We start from the raw sequence: 6,127 nt of genomic DNA on the forward strand, positions 1-6,127 counted from the left end.
TGGTTGAAGAAGTTTCGCCGGTTTTCAACGAGATATGAAAAGCTAGCCAAGAGTTTTGCAGCCTTTATCAAACTGGCTTTCTGCCTTCGCTACTTGCGCGAGTTATGTGTGGACAGAAAACCAGCATTTTGAGAACACAGCCTAGCTCTTTGTGCTGAAAACCGAATTCCAGCAGGGATGTTTCATTGACCGGGGCGAAGAGCCCATCCTTGCCTCTGACAGAGAGCGGGGGAGAGGGGTTGGCAAGGGGGGCATCGGGACGATAGCCCGCGCCGATGACGGCGAGGAGGATGCCGTTCCAGCTCTCCTTGAACTCCTTGAACGTGATCACCCGGTTGCCGAGGGCCGGGTCTGCCAGATAGACGCGATCGTGGCGATCGATGGCCCGCAGCACGGCAAAGTGCTGATAGCCGCGAATGTTGAGCAGGACGATGGTGGGCACCCTCACCTGGCGCAGTTTTTCATCGCCCAGTCGATACCCTCTGACCCGCATGCCGAGCATTTGCAGGTACTGCTTCATGTCGAGCATGGAGAAGCCGTAGTGCTTGACCTGCTCCGGGTCTGCCATGGCAAGCATGCCATCCATGACCCAGCGTTCATTGGTTGCATGGCCGTAGGCGTAGCGCAAGATGGTGGCGACGGCGGCGGCCCCGCAGCTGAAATCCGTATGTTGGCGCTCGATGTTGGCGTACCGGCGCTCCAGAATGCTCTGCACCGGTTTGTTGAGATCCCCCAGCGCCGGGAGATGCTCCCCCAGTGGCACCGAGCCTGCCCAGACGGCAGGACAGCACAGCAACAGCAACAGCCAGCGCATTCAGACCTCCAGTGTCAGGGAAAAAGGGGGCACTGGGCCCCCTCGCATCGACTTACTTGGCAAACCCTGCGGCCAGCGAGAGATTGTTCGCTTGCAGGTTGTTGGTCCCCGAGGAGACGTTCACCCCGATGTTGCCCACGGCACCGTTGAAGGCGCCGCCATCGATGGTTGCCCGGTTGAAGGTTTCGCGGCTGGTGTAGGTGTTGACCACGGGAATATACCCGACGGCGTACCCACTGAGCTTGATGTCACCCTCTTCCTTGAACTCGAACTTGCCACCATCTTTCGGGTTGTTGTTGCCGTACCTGTCGTTGTCATTGTCGTGGCCATGTCCTTTCTTGACATCATGACCGGTACCGCCCCCCTCGTAATCGCCCCAAGCCTTGAGACCGAGGAACACACCCGCCTTGTCAACCGTCTTGGTTGCGCTCAGGCTTTGGTTTTCGGTCATGTTCTTGGAGACGCTCTGGCTGTTGGCCACGGTGGCCACGGCCATGTTGCCGGTGGACACGGAGGCTGCCATGTTGTTGGCCTGGACGTTACCCGAGCCCGAGGTCACGTTGACCCCGATGTTGCCTGCGGCATCCTTGAAGGCCCCATCGCCCACACCGGCCTTGTTCTGATGGCCGTGATTGGTCGTCCAGTTGTTGCTGGCGCTCTGGGTGGAGAAGACCTCGGCATCCGACGATCCGCCAGGGGCGCCATGTTGTTGTTGACCACGACCCATGATGAACTCGGCATCGACCTCGTCATAGGCGGCCAGGGAAGCGCTGTTGCCCTGTACGTTGGAGTCACCGGCTGCGACGTTGGCGCCGATGTTACCGGATGCACCCTTGAACGAGCCGTCGATCTTGCTCGTGTTCTCCGTTCTTGTATTGGCGGTGCCTATCATGGAACTGGACTGCTGGTTGTCCACGACGGCCATGCCGAGTTTGTTGACGTTGATGTAGCCGCCGACATTGACCCTGCCTTCGTATTCCACATCGACTTCTGCCTTGACCTTCTTGGTCAAGGTTGCCCCTGTCTCATCTCTGTCACCGCGGTAATCGGCGGATGCAGTGCCCGACATGGCCATGATGACCGCGGCGGCTAATGAGCTATAAATAAGTCCACGCATAATGAGTCTCTCCATTGAACTTTCAGCGGAAGATATGCCCATCGGCTGATACCCCCGGGCCTGGCTTCCTATCCCTGCGGCATCATGGGGATGCCGTTACTGCGCCAGCCAGGGGCAGGGAAACCATGTTGACTGACTGGTTTCCCTGTCCCGTGACCTGGTTCACCTGAATGACCCCCTTGCTGCCCGTGAGGGCGGTGTCATCCAGATAGATGCTGGTAGTGGTGTTGGCGGGGGGCTTTCCCCCTGGGGTCTTCGCGACGCTGGAGCTGAGATTGATGTCGGTCACGACACCCAGGCCGCTGTCATCGAGGGACAGGGCGAAGGCGTTCAGTTGCTGGTTGCCCTCACCCGCCCCCTGATTGATGCCGACCAGTCCCCGGTTCTGGCTCAGGGCCGAGCCCAGGATGGCGACGCTCTGGCTGCCGTTCAGATTGGTGGTGGATTGATTCAGCTGACCAAATTGAATGACGGCCGGACCCGAAATGGCGATGGCGGCAAGATTGCCTTGTTGGTTGTTATTGCCGGCAACCATATTGACGCCCATGGAACCACGAATATTGCTCAATGCCTGAGCACCGAGATCGACCCGGTTTTGCGCCATTGAGGGGGGGGCAAATGCCAGAAAAGGAAATGCTGCCAATGCAATATATATTTTCATGTTCTGTCTCCATCTGCCAGGAGGGCTTATTGGAGAGAGCAACGACCATGCCAATTTACAACCATATGATTTTTAGTTTTTTTTTATTTGATGTAATTGTTTTTACGTCTCAATATTGAGAGCGACATATTATGTCGTGAAGTAAGCGCTTATTTATCAATGGATTTATTTTTTCTCACGGATAATTTGGCTGTCTCAATATTGTGGTGCCATCAATCTAAAGGCGGGATGGTTTATAGTTATCATCGTCTGGCCATATTAAATGGCGCCATTTGATGATAAAGGGAGTTATCTGGACAAGTCGTCAGACTCCTTCGTGCAGTGGCGATAACAAGGAGTTGTCCCTATGACAGAAACGGCATTGTTGCTCATCAATTCATGTGCCGTACTGGAAAGCCTGCTGGAACAAGGCGAGTGGCAGGTGGAGCAGGCAAGCTCCCTGGTGGTGGCAGAGAAAAAACTGCAGGAAAAGGACTATCCCCTGGTGCTGGTGGTGATCGAGCATCAGCAGCACGAAGCCCTCTACAACCTGATTGCGCAGCACTCCGGCGCCTTGTGGATCGGCCTCATCCAGCGGGACTGTCTCGCCAGCGAAGCCCTTCGCAATTTGCTGGCAGCCTGTTTTCATGATTTTCACACCTTTCCCCTGGACAGAGACAGGCTCTCCCACAGCCTGGGACATGCCCTGGGGATGGCGCGCCTCATCCGGCGACACCGCCCCCGACTGCAACCCCAGCTTCGTTTCATCCAGGGGGAGAGCGCCCCCATCCGCCAGTTGCGCGACCAGATCGTGCGGTTGCAGCATTGCCGCCTGCCCGTACTGGTGACGGGACCGAGCGGCACGGGCAAGGAGCTGGTGGCCCGGGAGCTGCACTACAGCACGTTCGGGGAGGAGAGCCCTTTCGTGGCGGTCAATTGCGGGGCCATGCCCCATCAGCTCATCCAGTCCGAGCTGTTCGGCCACGTCAAGGGGGCCTTCACCGGGGCACAGCACCACAAGATAGGCAAGATAGAGGCCGCCGATGGCGGCACCCTGTTTCTCGACGAGATAGGGGAGTTGCCACTGGAGGATCAGGCAACCCTGCTGCGCTTCTTGCAGGAGCAGTGCATAGAGGCGGTGGGCAGCCACCTGACGCGTCGTGTGGATGTGCGGATCATCGCGGCCACCAATATCGATGTGGAGCAGGCGGTGGCCAGCGGCGGATTTCGCATGGATCTCTACTACCGGCTCAACGTGGTGCGCCTGCGCACCCCGGCCTTGTGCGAGCGGGCGGAAGACATCCAGCTCCTTGCCGATGACATTCTGGCGGAAGTGCGGGGCGGGCGGGTGCTCAGCTTCACCCGCAAGGCGCGCCAGGCCATGCAGTCCTATGGCTGGCCGGGGAATGTGAGGGAGCTGCGCAACCGGGTTCAGCGGGCGGTGGTCATGTGCAGCGGCCCCTTCATCGAAGCCGATGACATGGAGCTGACCAACATGGACAGCCTGCTGCTCGACGGCTCGCTCAAGGCGGTGCGCGAAGCGGCGGAGCGTCAGGCCTTGCAACGGACGCTGGCCCGCTTCCCCGATCAGCTCGAGGAGGTGGCCCGCACGCTCGACATCTCCCGGGCCACCCTCTATCGCCTGCTGGACAAGCACGATCTGCTGTGAGGGGACGGCAGTATCGCCCCGTCATGCAAAAAGCCCGGGCAGCAGGCCCGGGCTTCTTGTCTGGCCCCGTCGTGGGGACTCGTTACTTCCGATGAGCTTCAGGCGATCTCCATGGCGAGGTGACAGAGTCGCCGCGCAGCCTCCTCCTCGCTCTTGACCACCTGATGCACGCCGCGCACGCGCAGATGATGCACCTCCTCGTGCTGGTGGGCACAGGCGGCGATGCGCATCAGGGCGCCGTATTCCTGCGCCCTGATGGCTATCTCACCGGCCAGCAGGCTGTCATCCAGGGTGATCAGCAGCCAGCTGGCGTTGGGCAGCGCCGCCGTCAGCAGATCCTGCTGGATGGGATGGCCCGCCAGACAGGTGATCCCCATGGCGCGCCAGGGGGCCAGCAGTCGCTCGTCGGTGTCGATCACCACCATCTCCCTGCCTTGTTCATGCAACTGCCGAATGAGGTGCTGGCCTATCTCGTCGGCGCCCACTACCACCACATGGCCCTGCAAGGGGCAGAGGTGAGGTGACCCATCGGTGCGTGGTTCGGGATGGCGCCTCAGCCAGCGCTCCACCTGGTTGAAGACCAGCGGATTGAGCACGATGGAGAAACAGGCGCCGACCAGCACCAGATCCCGGGCGACCCCGGGGACCAGCTCGAGCATGACCCCGAGACCCATCAGGATGAAGGAGAACTCCCCCACCTGGGCCAGGCTGGCGGAGATGGTCAGCGCCGTGCGCTGGCTGTGGCCAAAGAGCCGCACGATGGCGAAGGCGGCCACCGATTTGCCGATCACGATGACGAACAGGGTGGCCAGCACGGCCAGGGGCTCGCGCAGCAGGATGACGGGGTCGAACAGCATGCCCACGGAGACGAAGAAGAGCACGGCAAAGGCGTCCTGCAGGGGCAGGGTGTCGTTGGCCGCCTTGTGGCTCAGATGGGAGCTGTTCATCACGACGCCGGCGAAGAAGGCGCCGAGGGCAAAGGAGACGCCAAACAGCTTGACGGCGCCAAAAGCGATGCCCAGGGAACAGGAGAGGACGGCCAGGGTGAACAGCTCGCGGGAGCCGGTGGCGGCGGTGCGGGCTAGCAGCCAGGGGATGAGGCGTCGCCCGCCGATGACCATCAGGGCGATGAAGGCAGCCACCTTGGCCAGGGTCAGGCCGATATCCGCCATCACCTGGGCCGGGGTCAGTGCCTCGCCCCCTTGCTGCAGGTTGGCGAGGATGGGGAGCAGTACCAGGGCCAGCACCATCACCAGATCCTCCACGATGAGCCAGCCGATGGCGATGCGTCCCTCGTTGGTGTCGAGCTGGCCGCGGCTCTCCAGGGCGCGCAGCAGCACCACGGTACTGGCGGTGGAGAGGGCCAGGCCAAACACCAGGCCGGCGGTCACGGTCCAGTCGAGCAGTTGGGAGAGGCCAAGGCCGAGCAGGGTCGCAAGGGTTATCTGGACGATGGCTCCCGGGATGGCGATGTGTTTCACCGACAGCAGGTCTTTCACGGAAAAGTGCAGGCCGACACCAAACATCAGCAGGATAACGCCGATTTCGGCCAGCTCGGGGGCGAGCCGCAGGTCGGCGACATAGCCCGGCGTAAAGGGGCCGCATACCACGCCGGCCGCGAGGTAGCCCACCATGGGGGAGATGCGCAGGCGGCTTGCCAGCATGCCGAAGAGGTAGGCCAGCACAAGGCCGCCTACCAGGGTGGTGATAAGGGGGAGTGAGTGGTCCATGTCGTCACCTCGCTAGGCTGTGTTCTCAAAATGCTGGTTTTCTGTCCACACATAACTCGCGCAAGTAGCGAAGGCAGAAAGCCAGTTTGATAAAGGCTGCAAAACTCTTGGCTAGCTTTTCATATCTCGTTGAAAACCGGCGAAACTTCTTCAACCA

At 60.4% G+C, this 6,127-nt stretch carries 4 protein-coding genes and 3 pseudogenes; 2 read left to right on the forward strand and 5 right to left on the reverse strand.

The window, feature by feature from the left end; all coding sequences use genetic code 11:
* Positions 1-132 (forward strand): annotated as a pseudogene (locus MUW49_RS14310) (IS5/IS1182 family transposase); the annotation flags it as partial.
* A 157-nt stretch (positions 133-289) separates the two neighbouring features.
* On the opposite strand, the pseudogene MUW49_RS14315 reads toward MUW49_RS14310, so the two are convergent.
* From MUW49_RS14315 to MUW49_RS14325, 3 genes and pseudogenes are all read right to left on the reverse strand, one after another.
* A pseudogene (locus tag MUW49_RS14315) lies at positions 290-814 on the reverse strand (C39 family peptidase); the annotation flags it as partial.
* Between the two features lie 52 nt (positions 815-866).
* Positions 867-1,826, reverse strand: coding sequence for a hypothetical protein (locus MUW49_RS14320; protein WP_202007337.1), 960 nt, complete (start codon positions 1,824-1,826; stop codon positions 867-869).
* A 187-nt stretch (positions 1,827-2,013) separates the two neighbouring features.
* Positions 2,014-2,592, reverse strand: coding sequence for a hypothetical protein (locus MUW49_RS14325; protein WP_234888028.1), 579 nt, complete (start codon positions 2,590-2,592; stop codon positions 2,014-2,016).
* Between the two features lie 346 nt (positions 2,593-2,938).
* Here MUW49_RS14325 and MUW49_RS14330 point away from each other — a divergent pair, with 346 nt between their 5' ends.
* The gene (locus tag MUW49_RS14330; RefSeq protein ID WP_010673560.1) at positions 2,939-4,240 is read left to right on the forward strand and encodes a sigma-54 dependent transcriptional regulator; all 1,302 of its coding nucleotides are present in this window, start codon (positions 2,939-2,941) and stop codon (positions 4,238-4,240) included.
* Positions 4,241-4,338: 98 nt separating this feature from the next.
* On the opposite strand, the gene ybaL is transcribed toward MUW49_RS14330, so the two are convergent.
* A complete protein-coding gene (gene ybaL, locus MUW49_RS14335; protein ID WP_053288237.1) occupies positions 4,339-5,970 on the reverse strand; it encodes a YbaL family putative K(+) efflux transporter in 1,632 nt (543 codons plus the stop codon).
* Positions 5,971-5,995: 25 nt separating this feature from the next.
* Positions 5,996-6,127: pseudogene (locus tag MUW49_RS14340) on the reverse strand (IS5/IS1182 family transposase); the annotation flags it as partial.

This window comes from Aeromonas sp. LsrichE-8G, assembly GCF_022869435.1.
In the GTDB taxonomy this organism is placed as follows: Bacteria; Pseudomonadota; Gammaproteobacteria; order Enterobacterales; family Aeromonadaceae; genus Aeromonas; species Aeromonas caviae.

Excerpts from the sequence above, each read along its gene's own strand:
- MUW49_RS14325 (WP_234888028.1), bottom strand. The coding sequence starts at position 2,592 with ATGAAAATATATATTGCATTGGCAGCATTTCCTTTTCTGGCATTTGCC.
- MUW49_RS14330 (WP_010673560.1), top strand. The coding sequence starts at position 2,939 with ATGACAGAAACGGCATTGTTGCTCATCAATTCATGTGCCGTACTGGAA.
- ybaL (WP_053288237.1), bottom strand. The coding sequence starts at position 5,970 with ATGGACCACTCACTCCCCCTTATCACCACCCTGGTAGGCGGCCTTGTG.